Source organism: Streptomyces sp. NBC_01216 (genome assembly GCF_035994945.1).
Taxonomy (GTDB): domain Bacteria; phylum Actinomycetota; class Actinomycetes; order Streptomycetales; family Streptomycetaceae; genus Streptomyces.
In genome coordinates this window covers 667,771-687,638 of sequence record NZ_CP108677.1, presented here as the reverse complement: position 1 = coordinate 687,638, position 19,868 = coordinate 667,771, and the positions used below count along the sequence as shown (strand labels likewise).

General features: G+C 73.5%; 16 protein-coding genes and 1 pseudogene. 11 read left to right on the top strand and 6 right to left on the bottom strand.

Annotation, left to right across the window (positions count from 1 at the left end; genetic code table 11):
- The first annotated feature begins 228 nt into the window (after window positions 1-228).
- The 3 genes from OG393_RS03015 (at window position 229) to OG393_RS03005 (ending at window position 4,796) form a co-directional block, all read left to right on the top strand.
- On the top strand, window positions 229-2,316 hold the full coding sequence (locus OG393_RS03015) for an RICIN domain-containing protein (protein WP_327372973.1): 2,088 nt from the start codon (window positions 229-231) through the stop codon (window positions 2,314-2,316).
- Window positions 2,317-2,522: 206 nt separating this feature from the next.
- A complete protein-coding gene (locus OG393_RS03010) occupies window positions 2,523-3,170 on the top strand; it encodes a YbaB/EbfC family nucleoid-associated protein (protein ID WP_327372972.1) in 648 nt (215 codons plus the stop codon).
- Window positions 3,171-3,647: 477 nt separating this feature from the next.
- Window positions 3,648-4,796, top strand: a complete 1,149-nt coding sequence (locus tag OG393_RS03005) for a PP2C family protein-serine/threonine phosphatase (protein WP_327372971.1) — start codon at window positions 3,648-3,650, stop codon at window positions 4,794-4,796.
- On the opposite strand, the gene OG393_RS03000 is transcribed toward OG393_RS03005, so the two are convergent.
- From OG393_RS03000 to OG393_RS02990, 3 genes are all read right to left on the bottom strand, one after another.
- Entirely contained in the window at window positions 4,786-7,722 is a 2,937-nt protein-coding gene (locus tag OG393_RS03000; RefSeq protein WP_327372970.1) for an ABC transporter permease, read from the bottom strand. The genes OG393_RS03005 and OG393_RS03000 overlap by 11 nt on opposite strands.
- Before the next feature lie 2 nt (window positions 7,723-7,724).
- Window positions 7,725-8,471 carry an ABC transporter ATP-binding protein gene (locus OG393_RS02995; RefSeq protein WP_327372969.1) on the bottom strand — a complete coding sequence of 249 codons (747 nt, stop codon included), beginning with the start codon at window positions 8,469-8,471 and terminating at the stop codon, window positions 7,725-7,727.
- Between the two features lie 164 nt (window positions 8,472-8,635).
- Window positions 8,636-9,493 (bottom strand): universal stress protein, encoded by an 858-nt coding sequence (locus OG393_RS02990; RefSeq protein ID WP_327372968.1) that lies wholly within the window; start codon window positions 9,491-9,493, stop codon window positions 8,636-8,638.
- Window positions 9,494-10,130: 637 nt separating this feature from the next.
- Here OG393_RS02990 and OG393_RS02985 point away from each other — a divergent pair.
- A pseudogene (locus tag OG393_RS02985) lies at window positions 10,131-10,328 on the top strand (DUF1918 domain-containing protein); the annotation flags it as partial.
- Window positions 10,329-10,443: 115 nt separating this feature from the next.
- Here OG393_RS02985 and OG393_RS02980 read toward each other — a convergent pair.
- Window positions 10,444-11,301, bottom strand: coding sequence for a universal stress protein (locus OG393_RS02980; RefSeq protein ID WP_327372966.1), 858 nt, complete (start codon window positions 11,299-11,301; stop codon window positions 10,444-10,446).
- Window positions 11,302-11,525: 224 nt separating this feature from the next.
- Between OG393_RS02980 and OG393_RS02975 the strand changes: the two genes are divergently transcribed.
- Entirely contained in the window at window positions 11,526-12,431 is a 906-nt protein-coding gene (locus OG393_RS02975) for a universal stress protein (RefSeq protein WP_327372965.1), read from the top strand.
- 129 nt (window positions 12,432-12,560) lie between these two features.
- On the opposite strand, the gene OG393_RS02970 is transcribed toward OG393_RS02975, so the two are convergent.
- Window positions 12,561-13,910, bottom strand: a complete 1,350-nt coding sequence (locus OG393_RS02970; RefSeq protein ID WP_327372963.1) for a nicotinate phosphoribosyltransferase — start codon at window positions 13,908-13,910, stop codon at window positions 12,561-12,563.
- Window positions 13,911-14,139: 229 nt separating this feature from the next.
- Between OG393_RS02970 and OG393_RS02965 the strand changes: the two genes are divergently transcribed.
- The 6 genes from OG393_RS02965 (at window position 14,140) to OG393_RS02940 (ending at window position 18,228) form a co-directional block, all read left to right on the top strand.
- Window positions 14,140-14,832, top strand: a complete 693-nt coding sequence (locus OG393_RS02965; RefSeq protein ID WP_327372961.1) for a CDP-alcohol phosphatidyltransferase family protein — start codon at window positions 14,140-14,142, stop codon at window positions 14,830-14,832.
- Window positions 14,833-15,127: 295 nt separating this feature from the next.
- Window positions 15,128-15,559 (top strand): NfeD family protein, encoded by a 432-nt coding sequence (locus tag OG393_RS02960; RefSeq protein WP_327372960.1) that lies wholly within the window; start codon window positions 15,128-15,130, stop codon window positions 15,557-15,559.
- Between the two features lie 3 nt (window positions 15,560-15,562).
- On the top strand, window positions 15,563-16,606 hold the full coding sequence (locus OG393_RS02955) for an SPFH domain-containing protein (RefSeq protein WP_327372959.1): 1,044 nt from the start codon (window positions 15,563-15,565) through the stop codon (window positions 16,604-16,606).
- Window positions 16,607-16,710: 104 nt separating this feature from the next.
- The gene (locus OG393_RS02950) at window positions 16,711-17,121 is read left to right on the top strand and encodes a VOC family protein (protein ID WP_327372958.1); all 411 of its coding nucleotides are present in this window, start codon (window positions 16,711-16,713) and stop codon (window positions 17,119-17,121) included.
- 130 nt (window positions 17,122-17,251) lie between these two features.
- A complete protein-coding gene (locus tag OG393_RS02945) occupies window positions 17,252-17,743 on the top strand; it encodes a helix-turn-helix domain-containing protein (RefSeq protein ID WP_327372957.1) in 492 nt (163 codons plus the stop codon).
- Window positions 17,740-18,228 carry an iron chaperone gene (locus OG393_RS02940; protein ID WP_327372956.1) on the top strand — a complete coding sequence of 163 codons (489 nt, stop codon included), beginning with the start codon at window positions 17,740-17,742 and terminating at the stop codon, window positions 18,226-18,228. Before OG393_RS02945 ends, OG393_RS02940 begins: the two co-directional genes overlap by 4 nt.
- Window positions 18,229-18,421: 193 nt before the next feature.
- Here the strand turns inward: OG393_RS02940 and OG393_RS02935 are convergent, their stop codons facing one another.
- Window positions 18,422-19,639 (bottom strand): FUSC family protein, encoded by a 1,218-nt coding sequence (locus tag OG393_RS02935; RefSeq protein WP_327372955.1) that lies wholly within the window; start codon window positions 19,637-19,639, stop codon window positions 18,422-18,424.
- Window positions 19,640-19,868 lie beyond the last annotated feature (229 nt).

Here is a 19,868-nt window from a genome sequence, read left to right as displayed (position 1 = left end):
ACCTCGTATATCTCGATTCCATAACGAGATCCCTGGGAAGGTCCGGACCTTTTGGTGTCTGTGCGCGTAACTACCCTCCCTCGTAACGGAGTTGAGGGTTCATCAAATCAAACGGGAAGGTAACGGTCAGATATCTCAACGGCTATTCCCGTTTGCCCGAATTCTCCCCGGCCATGGTCTGGCAGGCTTCCGCGAACCCACTCCTCCGACCAAGGATTTGAGGTGCGCATGACTAGACATCGCAGGAAGCGCGAACATCGGGGCAAGGGCAAGGGGTTGATACTCGTCACCGCCGCCATCGCCTCGGCGGCGGTGATCGCGGGAGGCATGGCCTACGCCGGAATGGGGGATGGCGCTCAGACGGGAACGCGCGCACAGGCTCCCACGCCCGTGCGGACCGGAGCCGCGCCGGGCGCCCTCGCGCCGGCCGCCGCCCCGGCGAAGGACGAGGAGCCGAAGCCCCTCGTCGGCGAGCCCGCCAACGACACCCGCCGCGGCATGGTCTACGACGGCCTCAAGGTGGCCACCAAGGGTGACCGTTGCACGGGCGTCTACCGCACCGACACCGGACTGTGCACCCACGGGCCGGACGCCCCGCCCAAGGGCGTGGACATCAAGGCCGAGGTGGCGCCCGTCGTGGCCGCCAAGGCCGCCGCGGCCGACCCCGCGAAGCCCGCGTCCGGGGACGCGGCCGCCGCGAAGGGCGGCGGACGCCCCCAGGACGCTCCCGCCGTCGACGCCGGAAGTGCCAGGACCTCGGCCGCGGCGGCGCCGCAGCCGGGCGCCTCGTCCGGCGGGCAGGCCGTCGCCGCCGGTCCCGCGGGCCAGACCGTCCAGTGTGACGGCGACGGAAGCGCCGGCAACCGTGTGCAGGTCGTGTACGTGCACGGTCCCGACCGGGACCGCTACGCCGAGTACGTCGCCTCGTTCCGCAGGTGGGCGGCCGACGCCGACCTCATCTACTCGGCGAGCGCCAAGGAAACGGGCGGCGTGCGTCACATCCGCTACGTGACCGCGGCGGACTGCACTCCGACTGTGCTCAACATCGAGCTCCCGGCGTCCGCGCTCTCCGAGTTCAGTGCCACCAACCGGGCCCTCGCGGGCAAGGGCCTCGACCGGCGTGACCGCAAGTACATGATCTTCGCGGACGCCAAGGTCTACTGCGGCATCGGTACCTTCGCCGGCGACGAACGCCCCGGCCAGAACAACCAGAGCAACTTCGGCCCCTCCTACGGGCGCACCGACGCCGGCTGCTGGGGCGGTCACACCGCGGCCCACGAACTCGGCCACAACCTCGGCGCGGTCAACAACAGCGCCCCCAACACCAGTCGCGGCGCGCACTGCACGGACGAGTACGACGTCATGTGCTACTCGGACAGCCCGTACTACCCCAAGATGCGGTACGTGTGCTCCAACACGGCGGCGGAGAACATCCTCGACTGCAATCACGACGACTACTTCCACACCAATCCCAAGGCCGGCAGCTACCTGGCCACGCACTGGAACATCGCCGACAACCAGTTCCTGATGCGTTCCGAGGGCGGCGGCACGACCCCCGACCCGAACCCCAGCCCGACGCCCACCCCGACCCCGACCCCGACGCCGACCCCCACCAAGCAGCCCACCGGCGGACCGACTGTGACGGTCAGCCAGATCCAGTCCACGGCCGCGGTGGTGAGCTGGCCCAAGGTCGAGGGCGCCGCCTGGTACCAGGTCCTTCTGAACGGCAGGCACCTGACCTGGGTCCAGTCGCAGGCGCTGCGCGTCTACAACCTCCGGCCCGGAACCGAGTACAAGGTCGCCGTCTCGGTCCGCGACCGGTCCGGCCGGGACAGCGGAGCCGGACGGACGACCTCCTTCCGTACGGCCGGCGCAGGAGGCGGCACGACCGCTCCCGGCAGCCGCTACACCCTCGGCAACGCGGGCACCGGAATGGCTGCCGAGGTGTGGGGCGGACGTTCCGCCAACGGGACGGTACTCGTCGGGGCGCGGGCCAACGGCTACACCCAGCAGCAGTGGCTGTTCGACGACGCCGGCGGCGGCCTCGTCCGGATCCGTTCGGCGGTCTCCGGGAAGTGCCTGCAGACGGGCGGCGCGCCCGCCGCGGGCATGTGGGTCGCCCAGCAGCCCTGCGGCACCGCCACCGCGCAGAAGTGGAAGCTGTCCCCCCGCAACGGAGCCGTCACGGTGACGGACCCGGGCGGCACCTACGCCCTGACGGTGAGCAACCGCCCCTACTACGGAAGCTGGTTGCTCGACCTCCAGCGCGCGGACGGCCGTGCGACGCAGGCGTGGACGGTCCAGAAGCGCTCCTGACCTCGCGTCGGACCGGGGCCGACGGGCCCCGGTCCCCTGATCCGGCGTCGGTGGACGGCCGCCGCGTGCGACCGTCCACCGACACCCCGGGCTCTCCACGGCAGGTCCGCCACCGCGGCGCGCGTCCCGACAGCGCCCATCGCCGGCGCTTCGTCCTCGCTGAACCTCGTTCCCACCGCATCTCACGCACCAGGAGTACCGACACGATGCCGACACGCCTTGCTCTCCGTGCCTTCACGGGTCTCGGATTCCTCCTCACCCTCTGCGCCGGGACACTGGCCTTCCCGGTCACCGCCCAAGCCCACGGGGACACCGTCAAGGTGGAGGTGACCGGGCAGCGGGACGGTCACATCACGACGAAGATCACCTGGGAGGACGACGGCGACGCCGTCGAGGAGACGGTCGCCGCCACCGTGAACGCGACCAGTCCCGATGGAACCCGCGCCATGGGGCCCTGGCGACTGGTCCGCGACCCCGGTACCCGCACCGGCTGGAGCACCGCCGAAGTCCTCACCCCCGGTACCTGGAAGGTCACCGTCGACGTGGGCTTCCCCTCGCTCGGCCACGGTGAGGGGGAGATCGCCGTCCCGGTCGTCGATCCGCTTCCGCCCGGCGGCACGACGCCGCCGGTCACCGGGCCCGCTCCGACCCCCACCGAGTCCGCACCGGTGCCCTCCGCGCCGGCACCGGCCTCCGCCACACCCTCGTCCGCTTCGCCCGCGCCCTCCTCGAGCGCTGCGGGTGACGGGGCCGACCGTACGGTTTGGTGGTCCGTGATCGGTCTGGCCGGGATCTCGCTCGCCGCCGTCGCGGCCGGCCTGCTCCTGCGGAAGGCCCGCGCCGGCCGGAGCTGAGCGCGGGGGAGCCCGCCGGCGAGGGTACCCGGGGCGAGCGCGGCCCTGTGTGCCCCGGGTGGCAGCTGCGCCGGTCGCGTACCTCCGAGGTCGCACAGGACCGGGGCCCTGGGGCTGAGGCGAGGGGACGGACCCGCGCCGAGGACGGGGTCACGGGCGTGCCGGGCATCGGACGCGACGGGTCCGGTGGTGGCTCGCGCTGCCGGGCACGGCGGCCGTGCTCACACTCATGGCCGTCGGCCGGCCGGCCTGCCCGCCCCGCGCCCGCCCGCCCGGTGGCCCGGGACGTCGGGCCGAAGCCGGACGGCGCGGCGTGATCCGCTCCGCCTCGTCCGAACCCCCTGCCCTTCGTATGCTGAGACGGGCGGGCGGGACGAGAGGCGGAGGCACCGCCTCGTCGCGGTCCGTCCGCGTCATCCCGGAGTGGGTCGACAGCGGACGTCCGGGTCGGCGAGTGCGGGAGGTACAGCCGTGGTGATGCGCCGAATCAAGGCGGCGGCCGTTTCACCGAGCGCCCTGCCGCTCGCGGTCATGCTGGGGGTGGCCGTCGTGGACATGGCCACGGGTGCGGAGTTCAACCTGCTGCCGGTGTACGCCGCGGGCCCCGCGATCGCGGCCGCTCGGGGCTCGGTACCGAACGTCCTGGTCATGGGATGCGTGGCCGCGCTCCTGTGCGTCGTGTTCGCGGCGAAGGCGGAACGGCTGGGCGCCCTGCGGATGCACGTGGCCCTGGTCGCCATCGGCTACGTCACGCTGGCCGCCGTGTACGCGGCCTGGGCCAGGCTGAGGACCGAGCGGCGCCTGGTGGACGTCCAGGAGGTGGCCCAGACTCTGGAGGACGTGCTCTTCGCCCCCGTACCGCCGACGATCGGCCCCGTCCGCCTGGCCGCCTCGTACGTCTCGGCGAGCCGCGCCACCCGTGTCGGAGGCGACCTGTACGACGCGGTGCCCTCCCCGCACGGCGTCCGCCTCGTCATCGCCGACGTCCAGGGCAAGGGGCTCGGCACCGTTCGCTGCGCGGCCGTGGTGCTGGCCGCGTTCCGGGAATCCGCTCCCGAACTCGCCGACCTCGCTGAGGTCGGCCGCCGCATCGACAGCGCGCTGGGGCTCAGGACCGACGGCGAGCGCTTCGTGACCGGTCTCCTCGCCCAGATCACCCCCAGCGGACACCTCGTCGTGTTCAGCCACGGCCATCCGCCTCCGCTGCTGCTCGCCTCCGACGGCAGGACCGAAGACGTCGAACCGGCCGGCCCCGTACCACCGTTCGGACTCACCGCGCTGGCCGGACCAGGCGAGCAGCGGGACAGTGTCACCGGCCTCGCGCTGCGCGCGGGGGACCGCCTCCTCTTCTACACCGACGGCCTGAGCGAGGCCCGGGACGCCGCGGGACGCTTCTATCCGGTGGCCGAGCGAGCGGGACCGCTGCTGCGGGAGACCTGCCCCGAGACGGCTCTGGAACGGCTGCGCGCCGACGTCGCTGCCTTCACCGGGGCGCCGCCCGACGACGACTCCGCGCTGCTGCTGGTGGAGTTCACCCCGCCGTCCCCTCCGACGCCGCCCACCGCTCCGGGAGCGGGACCTGCGCACGGGGCGCCGGAGCCCCCGGCGCGTCCGGTCATTCGCTGACGCGGACCGCGAGGGCCGGGCGGATGGCGGCGGCGCGCCGTGCCGGCCCGGTCGTGGCCAGGAGCGACGCGACGAAGGTGGCCGCGGCCAGGACGCAGATGCTGGTCCACTCGACCGGGAAGCCGCCTTCCAGGCCCTCGAACGCGGCGCTGTTGCTGTACATCAGCCAGGTGGTGAGCACACCCAGCAGGGAACCCAGCACGATTCCCTCGACGGCGATGAAGGCGCTCTCCCACAGGAAGGACCGCCGGACGGTGCGCGCCCGGAAGCCGAGAGCCCGCAGAATGCCCAGGGTGCGGCGGCGTTCGCGTACGGCCCGGACCATGACGACGCCGAGACCGGTGATGCCCACACCGAGACCCAGAGCGAGGAAGCCCTGCATGAGCCGGAAGAAGGCGGTGCTGGAGTCGAACTGACGGCGAAGGTCCGACTCGATGGGGGTGGCGACCAGGCTGGACGCGAGCTGCTCGCCCTGCAGCCGGGTGGCCAGGGCGTCGGGGGAGGTTCCGGGACCGGTCCGCACCAGCGCGGAGGCGTTCCGCGCCTGGGCGCCGAAGAGCTCACGCGTGGCCCGCTCGCTCTGTACGACGGGGTACGTCGTCGAACCGGCGCCGGTGCCCGGGTAGAAGACCAGCCCGTTGCTGAGGACTCCGGCGATGACCTTCCGCTCCTCGCGGCCCGTCCCGGGGTCGGTGAGGGTGAGGGTGTCCCCGGGATCGTAGAAGTCACCGGCCGGGCCGCCGGTGCTGCCGAAGAACGCGTCGAGCACGACGTAGCGCGGGTCGGAGGCGAGAGCCCGCCACACCGCGGCGTCGTCGGCCAGGCCGGGCAGCCGCTCCCGGAAGGTGATGCCGGTGATCGCCCCGTCGGGCACGCCGACGACGGCGGCGTCCAGCGGCCGGGTGGTGCGGTGTCCCGGATCGGTGGCCCGCCCCCTGGCGGTGAGGAGCGGTGTCACGGCCGAGATCCCGGCAGCGGACCGGCCGTCGCGGAGCTCGGTGAGGAGCCGGTCTCCGGCGACCTGCGGGTTGTAGTCCAGGCGCAGGGAGTATCCGGAGGTGGCGTCGGCGACGACCCCGTCGACTCCGGCGCGTAGAACGCCCGAAATCTCCGTCAGCAGCACGAGGACGAAGACGATCAGGGTGTACATCACCAGCGTCGCACCGGTCCTGAACCGTTTGGCCAAGGGGTACGCGACAGCCAGGCGGGCCGCCAGGCCGTTCTCCGTCGGGCGTCGGAGAAGCCTGCGCACCGGGAGGAGCAGCGTCCGCTGGTTGTCACTGACGAGGACCACCGCGGAGAACGCGGCCAGGGCACCCTGGATGACGTACACCGCCATGGAGGGAGTGTCGAAGATCCCCGGGCGGACCACAGGGGCCAGAAGCGTCCAGGCCAGGACGGTTCCCGCGACCAGCGTGGTGACCGCGTGCCGGGAGAGGACGAGCAGCAGCGCCGGAGTGGCGAAGACGAGTGCGAGCGCCGGCAGCAGGTACGTCGCCTCGGGCGAGCTGCCGGCCACGGCCGGGACGGCCACGCACGCGCACAGGACGGCCAGGGCGGTGGAGACGGCGAGCAGGCGGCGGCGCGGCCCCTTCCCGGGCGTGGCCGGCAGATCGCGGATCGCGGCGATGATGTTGAACCGGCTGATGCGCACGCTGGTCGCCAGGATCGCCGCGAGGGCGATGAGCAGGCCCATCGCCAGCCCGTTGAGGACGCTCGTGGGCGTGACGTCGAACACGACGCGGATGCTGCTGCCACCGACCGACCATCCTCGGAAGATCTCCGCCGCCACCACCGCGACGCCCCAGCCGACCGCGACGCCGATGGCCGCGCCGGGCAGCGCGGACGAGACCGCGTAGACGGCTCCCTCGAGGGTGAAGGACCCGACGAGCCGCGAACGCTTCATGCCCACGGCCCGTGCCATGCCCATCTGGGACTTCCGCTCCTCGCCGAGCATGACGAAGATGTTCACCAGCAGCAGGGCGCCCGCGATGATGCTGAAGCTGCCGATCATGAGGAAGAGGGCCCCGAGGGAGTCCCCGGCCTGCTTCGCGTCCCGCAGGACCGTGTGCTTCGGCGTCTCGACCGTCGTCCCGTCGGCGAGCGGCCCCAGGGCTTGCCGGATGCCGGCCGTCACCCGCTCCGTCAGGGCGTCGCCGCCCTCGACACCGCCGCGATTGGACACGAAGGTGACCGCGTACGGTTCCGCCCCCGCGGTCCGGGCCGCGGAGTCGAGGTCTCCGGGCGGCAGGAACACGTTACGGCTCGACCTGCCGCCCAGACCCACGCCGGCGAGGCCCTGTTCGGGCACCACCCGCTCGATCCGGTAGCTGCGCGGCGCTCCGAACAGGTACAGCGTGACCGGATCCCCCGCTCCCACACGCAAGGACCGGGCCAGCGGTTCGTTGATCACCGCCGCGCCGGGCGGGGGGACCGGACCGCCGAGCCCGGAGTCTCCCCCCGCCGCACCGAAGCGCGACGCCTCGTCGAAGTCCATCTGCCAGGCCAGCACGCGCGGTTCGGCGACCGTGCGGCCGTCGGCCTCGCTGACGGCCGATGCCTGGGTGGTCCGGGCGCTGAGTACACCGTCGACGTCGGGGCCGTCCGCCAGGGAGGCGAGCCGTTCGGCGACCGCGCTCCCGGCCGGTCCGGGCGGCGCGACCACGCGCTCGTCCACCGGCCCCAGGGTCCGGTACGCCTCCTGCCGCACGGAGAAGTTCAGGGTGTCGCCGACGACCAGGGCCCCGATGACGATGGCCGTGCCGAGCATCGATCCGCCGATCACCAGCGCCGCCTCGGTGCGCCGGCGGGCGACCTGCCGGAAGGCCGGCCTCCGTGACACCGGCTGCCGGACGGCGACCAGCACCAGGGCCGCGAGCGCGAGCCCGAGAACAGTGAGCAGGGGGAGAAGGAGGCCCGGGTACATGGTCAGCCCGAGGGGACGTCGCGGGTCGCGGGCGGGGCGGGAACGGACCGGCGGACGTCGCCGACCAGGTGCCCGTCACGCATCCGGATCAGCCGGGGGACACGCGCGCCGATGGCACCGTCGTGGGTGACCAGGACGATCGTCTGGCCCTCGTCCCGGTTGAGTTCGCACAGCAGGTCCATGACCTGCTCGGCCATCGTGCTGTCCAGATTGCCGGTCGGTTCGTCCGCCCACACGACGGCCGGGCGCGCGGCGAGCGCACGGGCGATGGTCACCCGCTGCTGCTCACCCCCGGACAACTCGTTCGGCCGGTGCTCCACCCGGTGGCCGAGCTCCACCCGGTCGAGCATGTCCAGCGCCCTGCGCCGGGCCTCACGCGGACGGGTGCCCACGAGCAGCAGGGGAAGTTCGACGTTCTCCACCGCCGAGAAGACGGGTATGAGATTGAACGCCTGGAAGACGAAACCCATGGTGTGGGCCCGGTGTTCCGTGCGAGCCGCGTCCGACATCGCGAACAGGTCGTGGCCGCCGACCTCCACCCGGCCGCCGTCGATGTCGTCGAGCCCGGACAGACAGTTCAGCAACGTGGTCTTCCCCGAACCCGAAGGACCCATGACCCCCACCATCTCGCCGTGACGCACGAGGAGGTCCAGATCGACCAGGGCGGCGACTTCCACGGACCCCGTGCGGTAGGTCTTGCGTACCCCGGTGGCGACGAGGATCGGCCGATCGGTGTTCATGTGTTCCATACCAACCTCCCTACGGCCCCCGGCGCTACGGCCACCCGGTCCCGAGGAAGGGACCGAAGGACCCCATGGCCGGGCCGCCGCCGCCCGGCCCCGAGGGACGTTCACGGCCGCGTTCGGGCGGTCCGCCGCCGCCCCGGTCAGAGGCCACGCGACAGGCTCTCAGCTCAGTCGTGGGGTACCAGGGCCACGGGCACCGGGCTGTGGTGCAGGACGGCGTGGGCCACGCTGCCGAGGCGAGCACCCAGCGCCGAGCGGCGACTCCGCCGGCCCACCACCACGAGCGCGGCGTCGTCGGCGGCCTCGACCAGTGCGAGGCCGGCCGAACCCGCCACCACCCGGGCGGCGGTATCGAGTTCGGGGTACTTCGCCCGCCAGGGTTCCAGCTGCTCGTCGAGCCAGCGCCGGACCTCCGGAGCCGCGGCCGCCCGGACGTCGGGCACCATCGCCGGCCCCAGACCCGCGTAGAGGGGGAGTTGCTGCGCGTACACGACCTGGACCCGGGCACCGCGCCGTGCGGCCTCTTCGAAGGAGAATCCCAGTACGGCGTCCATGGGCTGCCGCACGTCCGTGCCGACCACGACGGTGCCCCGCGAGGCGGTGACCCGGCCGACGGCCCGGACCAGTACGACGGGCCGTTCGACCGAGCCGGCGACCGCCAGGCCCACCGAGCCGAGCAGGTAGCCGGCCACGCTTCCGAGTGCCCGCGAGCCGAGGACGAGCAGTTCGCTCTCCTCGGCGACGGCGACGAGTTCCGGCACGGGGCCCGCCGGCAGCAGGCGCGTGGTCACGGACAACGCGGGATGACGTGCACGCAGTGCGGCGGCGGTGCGCACCAGCATCTCCTCGGCCCAGTCCTCCTCGGACTCCCGGGTCACCAGCGACAGAAGGGCCTCCGGTACCGGTTCCTTCGCGTACACGAGGTGCAGTGCGGTCTCCCGCAGCCGCGCCTCTTCCGCCGCCCACTCCGCCGCGGCTCTCGCCTGCTCCGTGCCGTCCAGGCCGACCACGATGCTCCGCGCCATGATCGTGCACCTCCTCGTTCGGTGTCGTCGCCGTCGTACGTGAGCCGGGTGCCGTCCACCGGGACCCGGCCGCCGAGAGCCGCGCGCAGTCGCCGGACCACCGGCCCCGCGTCCCGGGGAACCGCGCCCCGGAAGGACGGCCCGCCGGATACCGCCCGCCCGGGGAACGGTGCGGTACGGCGTACCGCACCGTTCCCGCCCTCCATGGTCTCCCCGCGGAATCCCCTCGTCATCCCGCGGCCCCCGGCCCGCGCCGGCCGCCGGGACGGCGTGGTGGGCGCGAGTGATCATCCGCCCGCCCCGCGCGGACACGGCCGCCGGTACGGGAGGGGGCCCGCCCGTGCGCCGGCACCACGCCGTCCCGTGGTGCTCCATGACGGTCCTCCTCCACGGGACGCGACGCCCGACGGCTCCCGCCGTCCTGTGCCACCTTCCTGCGAAGCGCCGGCCCCGGGCAGTGCCGAACGGTCCCCTTCGGGGACAGTTGGCCCCTGTCGGGACCGGCCGGCCGGGGGCACCGTGGAGACGTGAGAACGGCGACCGCGGCAGGGCCGCGGCCGGACCCCCGGGCCGGGAGGCGAGGACCATGACGGCGACCGGAGCACGACAGCACGGTCAGGAGCGTCCCCGCGCCGGGCTGTGGGCCCGTCTCGGCGACCGGTTGATCGTGGGGGGCGCCACGGTCGGCGACGTGGGGCGGGACGGTGAGATCGTCGGACTGCACCATGCCGACGGCACACCGCCCTACGACGTCCGATGGTCCGACACGGGGCGGGTGACACTGGTGTTCCCCGGCCCCGACGCGAGGGTCCGGCATCTCCCGCCCCTCGGCCCGACCGACCCACCACCCGCGGAGCCCGCTCCCCGGCCGTGACCTCCCCGCCGACGCGCGCGGTCGGCCCCCACCGACCGTGACGGCCCGGCGACGGACCGGGAAGGGCGCGAGGTGCTCAGGCCGACGGGACCACGGCGACCGGCGCGGGGCTGTGGTGGAGGACCGCGTGGGCGACATGGCCCGGACGCGGACCGAGCCGGAGCCGGCGGCTGCGGCGCCCGACGACGACGAGCCGGGCGGTCTGCGACGCCTCGACCAGCTGGTAGGCAGCCGGGCCCACCACCACCTCGGCCGCCACCTTCACCTCCCCGTACCGCTTCCGCCACGGTTCCAGCAGCTCGTCCAGTACCCCGAGGAGACGACCGCGCAGTTCCTCGCCGATCTCCGGGTCCACGACGGCCGCGTAGCCGTACGGGGCGGGAAGCGTCCGGCTGTGGACACATCTCAGCGGCATGCCGGTCCGGGCGGCCTCGTCGAACGAGAACGCCAGCAGGGCCTCGCAGGGCTGGTCGATGTCGACGCCCGCCACGATCCCGTCCTCGGACACCACGTGGCCGTCGTCGGCGCGTACCAGGACGACCGGCCGTCGCGCCGAGCCGACGACGGACAGCGAGACCGAACCGACGACGAAACCCCACACGCCTCCCAGCCCGCGCGAGCCGAGGACCGTCAGATCCGCCTCGTCCGCCGCCGCCGTGAGCTCCTCCGCCACCCGGCCGCGCGCACGTTCCGTGACCACCTCCAGGCCGGGATGGTCACGCCGGGCGCGGTCCGCCGCCACCCGCAGCAGACGCCCCGCCCGCTCGTCCACGGCACGGCCGTACGGCGCGGGCACCTCCGGAGTACTCGGCCACTCCGCCACGTGCACCAGCCTCAGCGGCATCCTCCGGGACGCCGCCTCCGCCGCCGCCCACCCCGCCGCGGCGAGGCACTCCCTCGAACCGTCCATGCCGACCATGACCGCGGCTGTCATGACACGCCTCCTCCGTCGAGTCGCCGGGCCCCGTCCCGGGTCCGTGCCGGACGGGACGTGCCTGTCACCAGGCTGGAGGTCCCGCGCCTTCCGGCGGCAGGGCCGGGCAGGCCGTGATCGGGACCGATCGGCCCCTCCCGGACGGCCCGCCGCGGTGGCAGCGTGGAGGTGTCGCCCCTCGGGCGTGCCGCCCGGGGACCCGGGCGTACTCCGGAGGAGGAGCCATGAACAGCGAGACCCCCGCCCGGCCGGAGCTCGGCCATGTCGTCGTGGGCGTCGACGGTTCGCCCTCCGGGCGGGCGGCCGTCCTGTGGGCCGCCGCCGAGGCGGACCGCCGGGGGCGTCCCCTGCGTCTCGTGCACGCCTCCGACACCGACCGTCGCGCCCTCTACGCCAACGCCGAGACGCTCCAGGCGGTGCGCGAGGCGGGCCGCGACCTGCTGGCCGAAGCCACGCGCGAGGTCGGGGACCGCTTCCCGGACCTCGCCGTCACCAGGGAACTGAGCCGTCAGGAGCCGGTCGCCGCTCTCCGGGCGGCGGCCGGCCACCGGGGAACGATCGTCGTCGGCAACCGGGGGCTCGGCGGATTCTCCAGCCTGATGCTCGGCTCCGTCGGCTTGGGCGTGGCCGCCCGCGCCGACGTGCCGGTGATCGTCGTACGCGGTGAGGGGCGGCGCCCCGACACGGGCTCGGTGACCGCGGCCGTGCACGACGCCGCGGATCTGAGGTGGCTGCTCCACGCGGCGGCCGAGGCCGACGCCCGCAAGGCGGCGCTGCGCCTGGTGAGCGTCTGGAACGTGCTCACCCACATCGGGAGCGTCGCCACCATGCTGGACGACCTCGACGGGATCGCCCGCCAGCGCGTTCAGGAGGTGAAGGAACTCGCCGACCGTGTCCGCGCGCTCTACCCCCGGCTCATCGTCGGGCACCACGTGGAGACGGGCACGAGCACACCCGGAATCCTGATCCAGGCCAGCAGCCACACCGACCTCGTCGTGATGGGCCGCGACCGTCGCGCGCTGGGCGTGGGACCGTCGCTGGGCCGTGTCGCACACACACTGATCCACCACGCCCACTGCCCGGTCGAGATCGTCCCGCCCTCCGCACCGGAGCCGGACGAGGGGATGTGAACGGTGCCCGTGCGGGGCAGCGGCGTGACCGGACCGACGCGAGTCCCACACCGCCTCGACGCACGCGCCCCCGCCGACGCACGCGCCTCGGTCAGCCGCGGCGTCCGCCAGGCCCGGTGCGGCGCCTCATCACCCGTCACCTCGCCCGTCGCTCTCCGGTGACCGCGCCTCCAGCCTGTGCCGCACGACCGCCGTCAGGGCCGTCAGCCGCGTCGACACGGCCGGCAGCGGCGCCACGGGAGCCTCGATACGCCGCGCCTCCTCCGGCAGTTCCGCGACGTCCGCCTCGAAGCGGGCGCGGGCGGCGCCCAGGGTGTCGGGCGGCCCGGTGCGGAGCCCGCCACGCATCACGGTCCGCAGAAGCGGCTCCGTGCCCGCGGGCGGCTCCTCGTTCGCCAGGCCGATGACGTCTCGCAGCCCGGGACCGCGGAAGACCTGCTTCGGCGCGGGAGCCGTCACCTTCGCCGATGAGAGCTTCATGACGGGCCGGCCGTCGTACTCGACCATCTTGTACGCCGCGTCCAGGAAGGGGGCGTCCGCGGACGTGCCGACCTTCGTCCCCACGGCGTACGCGTCGATCGGCGCCCCCTGGCGCACCAGCCGGTCCACGCGGTACTCGTCCAGTCCGCCACTCGCGACGATCCGCACCTCCCCGAGCCCCGCCGCGTCCAGGGCGGCACGTGCCCGGCGGGCCAGGGCGCCCAGGTCGCCGCTGTCCAGACGGATCCCGCATCCGGGACCGAGCCCGAGGTCCGCGAGGACGCGCGCGGCGGTCGCCACGCCCCGATCGGTGTCGTAGGTGTCGACGAGGAAGGTCACCGGCCCCGGGTGGGCGCGGGCGAAGGCCCGGAACGCCGCCTCCTCGGAGCCGAAGGTCTCGACGTACGAGTGGGCCATCGTGCCCGCCGCGGGGATGCCGTAGCGGCGCGCGGCGGCGACGTTGCTGGTCCCGGCGAAGCCGACCAGGCCGCACACCCGAGCCGCTTGCGTGCCCGCCTCCGCGCCGTGGGCGCGGCGGAGCGAGAAGTCCACCAGGGGGCGGCCCGCGCCGGCGAGCACGCACCGGGCCGCCTTGGACGCGATCGTCGTCTGATGGCAGAGGAGGGAGAGCAGGAAGCTTTCCACCAGCTGCGCCTGCGGCAGCGGGGCGGTGACCTCCAGGAGAGGCTCCCCGGCGAGGACGAGCCGACCTTCGGGCACGGCCCGGACCTGCCCGTCGAAGGACAGCCCGTGCAGCGGTTCGAGCTCCTCGACGGGCCTGCGCAGCACCTCCGCGAAGTCCGCGATGTCCGAGCGCCCCACGCGGAAGCGGGAGAGGTAGTCGAGCGCGGGCTCGAGCCCGGCGGCCACGAGGAAGCCGCGCCCCGGGGGCAGCTCGCGTGCGAACAGGCTGAAGGTGGCCGGCGCGCGCAGGTCTTCCCGCAGGTACGAGAGAGCCATGGTGACCTCGTACAGGTCGGTGGTCGTCACCTGGGACACGCTTCGATCATGCGTGACGGCCGCGCGACGCGCATCGGGACGGCCGGACGCGGCGAGGCCCGAACGGTCCGCCGTCCGGTCCGCACGGACTCGTCGCCGGGGCCCGGGGCCCGCTCGGTCACGTGGAATCCCGGTGGACGGCCGCCCGCGAGCGGCCTCGGCCCGCGCGAGGTCAGGCGCCTACGGTGGAACCGTCATCGACGGCGCACCCGGAAGGAGGGACGCCCGCGTGTCCGTGTCCGTATCCGACCTCGCAGACTCCCGCGCCGCCACCGACGCCCTGCTCCGGACGCTCTCGGCGGGCCGCGGGCGGCCCCGTGCCGTCGCCGGCTTCCTGCGGCTGGCCGCGGGGCGGTCCCTGGCGCAGGCGACATTCCGGCCGCGGGCCGTCGGACAGCTCACCGCCCTGCACTCGGTCCTGCTCGCCGCGGCCCCCGACCGCGCCGGCGTGACCTGGGTGACGGCGAGCTGGACCCTCGGCGTCCTCCATCTGGGCCTTCTGGAGCGACGCGACCGCCTGGCGCTCGCGGACGTGTTCACCCTGCTGCGCGGCAACCTTCCCGCGCTGGCCGCCGGAGCCGGCCGCTGGTCGGGGCTGCTGGCGGTCGCCCTGGACTTCGCCGACGGCCGCACGGCCCGCCGGCGCGGCACCGTGAGCCCGTTCGGCGAGCACGCGGACAGCATCGCCGACGCCGCCTTCTGGACCTGGCTCGCGCTGCGGCACGAACCCGGCCGGACGGTGCGGCTCGCGGCTGTCGGCGCGTGGCTCCTTCCGGTCGCCGCCGTGACCGCCGACGCCGTCCGCGCGGGCCGGATGCCCGAGCGGCCCCGGCCCGTACTGCTGCGCCCCGCCGCTGCCCTGCAGCTGCTCCTCGCCGTGCGGCACCTCCGCCGCCGTTCCCCGGCGGCTCCGGCGGGGTGATCCCGCACCGCCCCGCGGCGCGGTGCGGGAGAGGGGCTCCGGCGCCGAGTGCCGGTACCGGTGCCGGGGCCGTCGCGAGTCTTCCTCGGCCCCGTCGCCGCCCTGTCCACCACACGGGGGCCTTCCCGAGCGACGTGTCGGTTCGCACCTCACACCGAATGCTTCAAAAGCATCATTCGCGATGTTCCTCACGAATCGGAGCTTCATCGGTGATACTCGGAGGTAGCGGCTGTCCGATCCACGCGGAACCGGGCGTCGACCGGTCACCCTTGCGGCACACGCGGGAGGAGGGGCCATGGACCTATGGCTGATCTGGCTCATCATCGCGGGAGTGCTGGCCGTGGCCGAGATCTTCACTCTCACGGCCGCACTGGGCCTGCTGGGAGGGGCCGCGCTGATCACGGCGGGGTTCGCGGCGCTCGGGCTTCCGCTGCCCCTGCAACTCCTCGTGTTCACGATCGTCGCCGCCGCCACCCTGCTGTTCGTCCGTCCCCTCGTCCTGCGCACCGTGACCCGGCCGCAGCGGGAGCGTTTCGGCGTGGACGCCCTGATCGGCAGGAGCGCCTACGTCGTCTCGGAGGTCACGGGAGTGGGTGGCAGGGTCCGCATCGGCGGCGAGGAGTGGACGGCCCGCGCCTATGACGAGGCACTGGTGATCCCTCCCGGCACGACCGTCGACGTGGTGGAGATCAGCGGCGCCACCGCACTCGTCTACCCCCAGGGATGAACCATGGAAGTCTCTGCGCTCCTCGTCGCGGGGCTGATCGTCGCGCTCTTCGCGGTCTTCACCGTGCTCCGGGCGGTGCGCATCGTGCCGCAGGCCCGCGCGCGCAACGTCGAGCGGCTCGGCCGATACCACCGCACCCTGAACCCCGGACTGAACGTCGTCATCCCCTACATCGACCGTGTCCATCCCGTGATCGACCTGCGCGAACAGGTCGTCTCGTTCAAACCCCAGCCCGTGATCACCGAGGACAACCTGGTCGTGGAGATCGACACGGTCCTGTACTTCCAGGTCACCGACCCGCGCGCGGCGGCCTACGAGATCGCGAACTTCCTCCAGGCGGTCGAACAGCTCACCGTCACCACCCTGCGCAACGTGGTCGGCTCCATGGACCTGGAGAAGGCGCTGACCTCCCGTGACACCATCAACAACCAGTTGCGCGGCGTGCTGGACGAGGCCACCGGCAAATGGGGGCTGAGGGTCAACCGGGTGGAGATCAAGGCGATCGACCCGCCGCAGTCCATCAAGGACGCGATGGAGAAGCAGATGCGGGCCGAGCGCGACAAGCGGGCGGCGATCCTCGGCGCCGAAGGGCAGCGCCAGTCCCAGATCCTCACGGCCGAAGGCGACAAGCAGGCAGCGGTCCTGCGTGCGGAGGGCAACCGCACGGCCGAGATCCTCAAGGCCGAAGGCCAGTCACGGGCCATCGACGAGGTGTTCCAGGCCGTGCACCGCAACGACCCTGACCCCAAGGTGCTCGCTTACCAGTACCTGCAGACCCTGCCGCAGCTCGCCAAGGGTCCGGGCAGCACGTTCTGGGTGATCCCCAGCGAGGTCACCTCCGCCCTGGAAGGAGTGTCCCGCGCGTTCAGCGAGGTGCTCCCCCAGTCACCGGCGACCCGAGAGAAGACCTCGGACGACCGGGCCGCCCAGGCCGCGGACGACGCGGCCCAGGCAGCCGAGGCCGCCGCCGAGGCGCTCGCCGACGCGGCCGAGGCCGACGGAGCCTCCGGCGCCTTCCCGGTCGATCCACTCACCGGCGGGGGCTGACGCCCGCAAGCACCGCCGTGGGCCGACCGGTACCGGACCCTTCGGTGCCGGACCGGTCAGGAATCGAGAAGCGGTGACCGGCAAGCGCCTCTAACGTGACGGTCATGGACATCACCATTCACACCACGGCCCTTCCGCACGTCGACCCGGACGCCTCCCTCGCGTTCTACCGAGACGTCCTCGGCTTCGAGGTCCGCACCGACGTCGGACAGGGCGCCATGCGCTGGATCACGGTCGGCCCCGTCGACCAGCCCGGCACGTCCATCCTCCTGGCGCCGCCGGCCGCCGACCCCGGAGTCACCGAGGACGAGCGACGCACCATCGCCGAGATGATGGCCAAGGGCACCTACGGCTGGATCCTGCTGGCCACCCGGGACCTCGACGGCACCTTCGAGAAGGTGCAGGCCGGCGACGCCGAAGTCGTCCAGGAGCCGACCGAGCAGCCGTACGGGGTCCGCGACTGCGCCTTCCGCGACCCGGCCGGCAACCTCATCCGCATCCAGGAACTCCGCTGATCCGTCCCGGACGGGCCGACCGCCCGGGTGTCCGCGCGACGCACGGCCACCCGGCGCGGGAAGGCGGCACGCCGCTGTCCCGGCCCGCCCGCACCCGCGTCTCCTACGACACCGAGGAAAGGGTTCCCGCATGTGTCAGCCCGCATGGGGCCGAGCGCTGACGACCGCGCGACGGCTGAGCGACCTCGCTCGTCTGCGCCGCGTCCGCGACCGGATCGACCGGGAGTACGCGCGACCACTGGACGTCGAGGCGCTCGCTCACGAGGCGAACATGCCGGCCGGTCGACTCGGCCGCGAGTTCCGGCTCGCCTACGGCAAGGCGCCCTACGCCTATCTGACCGCACGGCGCGTCGAGCACGCGACCGCGCTGCTGCGACGCCGAGACCTCACTGTCACCGAGGCCGAGGCCGCGCTCACGGTCGGGTTCCCGTCCCCCGGCATCTTCCGCACCCGCGTCACCGAACTGACCGGCACGGCGCCCGCCGCCACACACCGGCGTCGCCGGAAGACCTCCCCGAGCGGCCCCACGACGTACTCCACGCCTCGCGCCCTCCTGAGCCACGGCCGGCCCCCGGCCTCGCACCACCCTGACCACCGACCCGCGGAGAGGAACCCGTCATGAACAACACGCAGTCGTCCGCCCGGAGGTCCGCCGCCGACGCGACGTACGACGGATTCACGGACGAGGAACGCGGCGCCATGAAGGAGCGCGCCCAGGAGCTGAAGAAGGCCGCCCGTCGCGGCCCTCGCGGAGCGAAGGCGGACACCGAAGGCGATGTGCTCGCGAAGATCGCCGAAATGCCGGAAGCGGACCGGGTCCTGGCCGAACGGGTGCACACCCTCGTCAAGGCCGCCGCGCCCGGCCTGAAGCCGAAGCTCTGGTACGGAATGCCCGCGTACGCCGACAACGGCAAGGTCGTCTGCTTCTTCCAGAGCGCGCAGAAGTTCAGCTCGCGCTACGCCACCCTCGGCTTCAGCGATCGGGCGGCCCTGGACGAGGGCACCATGTGGCCGACCAGCTACGCCCTCACGGACATCACCCCTGCCGACGAGGAGGTCATCAGCACGCTCCTCAGGAAGGCGGCCGGCGGAGAGCCCGCCGGGTGACCTCCGGACGATCGAAGGCCCGACCGGCAGGCACGGAGGCGGCGTCGCTCCCGCGGAGGACGGCGCCGCCCGCCGGTCCCGTGGCGCGAGGAGCGCGGCGGCCCGGTCGCCCCGACGCCACCGGTCCCGTGCCCCCGCACACACGGGTACGACAAGACCGAGACGTCCGGGAGGGGCGGCCCACGGAGGCGGCTCACCGCGGCGGCGCGCTCCGGGGCCGGGCCAGCGACCTGAGACGGTGGCGCCGCGCCCGCTGGTCACGAGCGTGCCGGTCCAGCTCCTCCATGAGCCGCCGCCCGCGATGGTCCGGGTCGAGCTCGTCCAGGACCCGGTCGATCTCCGCCAGCATCGCCCCGTACAGATGCCACAGTTCAGGGTCCTCGCGCGCCTGGTCCCACAGGAGCCGCGCCGCACGCTCTCGGGCCGCGCCGGCCGCCTCGAGTTCCGCCGCGAGCCGTGCCTCCGCCGTGGCGGAACCGCCGCTGGACAGCGAGGTGACGAGCACGGCGAAGCTCACCAGGGTGCCCGCGAGGTACTGCACCGTCTCCTCCAGGGCGAGGCCCGTCTCGCGCGGGAACAGCACCTGGCCCTGGCGTCGCTTGGCGAGGTCGGCCAGCGTCCGGGTGAGGACACGCACCACCACGGCACAGATCTCCAGGGTGTCGAGCCCCGTGCGCAGCACGATCCGGTGCAGGAAGCCCTCCTTGACCCGGGGGTTGAGGCGCAGGCTGTCCTCCGCCTGGCGCAGCGCGGCGTCGACGTCCGCGATGTCGTTGTCGAGCCGCCGCGCCTCGTGGAGCCGCGCCGCCGCCCGCTCGACGGGTGCGGGCGCCGTCAGTTCCTCGCCGACGTCGAGCAGCAGCAGCCGCATCCGCCGGGCCAGGTCGGCGATCGACTCCCCGGCCGTGTCCACCCACACGGGCGGCACCAGGACGACGTTGAAGAGCAGGCCGACGACGGCGCCGATGAGCGTCTCCAGGACCCGGTCCCAGGCGGTGTTCGCGACCTGTGTCACGCCGAGGACGAGCATCGCGCTGATCGCGACCTCGGGCACGAACTCCTCGACCCTGACGAACCGTCCCACCACCAGCGAGGCGAGGATGACCAGGGCGAGGCTCCACCACGTCAGACCGACGAGGACGCTGAACGCGATGGCGATCACGACACCGACGACGACGGCGTTCACCCGGCGCAGACTCGTGGTCAGCGTGGCGTACAACGTCACCTGGACGACCAGCAGGGCGGTGAGCGGCGCGGTCAGCGGCGCGGGCTCGCTGCTGAGGCCGAGCGCGACCACGTACGAGATGGTCGCCGCGGCCGTGGACCGCAAGGTCTGGACGACCACGGGATCACGCCGCCACCGCCGGAGGGCGGCCGACGCCTCCCGCAGCCCCTCGGCTACGGAGTCCACGCCCGCTCCCGGCGCGGCCGGGTCGGCACGGGGCACGAGACTGAGCGGGTCGGCATGCGCCTCCTCGGGGCACGGGTCCGGGACGACGCATCCTTTTCCCGCTCCGCCGCGGCCGAATCAGTGGAGCCGGGACACCGCCCGGACGCGCGCGTCCCCGAGCCCCCGCGGAACGACGCCCGGACCCGTCCCGCGGCATCGCGGCGAAGGGGAGACCCCCGGGACTGCGGGA